This is a genomic window from Frankia gtarii (genome assembly GCF_025403375.1).
Taxonomy (GTDB): domain Bacteria; phylum Actinomycetota; class Actinomycetes; order Frankiales; family Frankiaceae; genus Frankia; species Frankia gtarii.
This window is the reverse complement of sequence record NZ_JAMPTM010000627.1, coordinates 1-442: the sequence shown is the minus strand read 5'-3', so window position 1 is coordinate 442 and position 442 is coordinate 1. Positions and strand designations below refer to the sequence as shown.

General features: G+C 60.4%; 2 protein-coding genes. Both read right to left on the bottom strand.

The window, feature by feature from the left end:
• On the bottom strand, nt 1-205 hold a 205-nt coding region (locus NBZ83_RS32645), incomplete at its 3' end, for a nicotinamide mononucleotide transporter (protein ID WP_261576569.1).
• Nucleotides 206-235: 30 nt separating this feature from the next.
• Nucleotides 236-442, bottom strand: a 207-nt coding sequence (locus NBZ83_RS32640) for a transposase domain-containing protein (RefSeq protein WP_037044645.1), incomplete at its 5' end; no start/stop codon positions are given.

Genomic DNA, 442 nt, shown 5'->3' with positions numbered 1-442 from the left:
GTCCCCAAGCGATCAGGGCGGCAACCTGGATTGCTGTATTGATGAATTGCAGTGCAATCAAGGCAAATTGCTTGGTCTCCAAGTAGACGAACACCAGTCCGATGTTACCGGCGATCCAAGCGAGATAGCCGCGCGGATCCTTCCTCGCAATAAGGAGCTGACCGGTCAAGCCGGCCAGGATGACGAAGAGTTGCAGTGCGTTCACGGTAAGCACCCGGTGAACCCGTCTTGCCAGCTAGGTGGCGCTGGGCGTCCAGCGATGCGGGAGCAGTTCGGCGATGTCGGCCGCCTTGTGGGTCGGCAGTCGCGTGAGGACGTCTTTCAGATAGGCGTAGGGATCGTGCCCGTTGAGCTTGGCCGATTGGATCAGGCTCATGACGGCAGCCGCGCGTTGACCGGCGCGCAGTGAGCCTGCAAACAACCAATTGGAGCGACCCAGGGC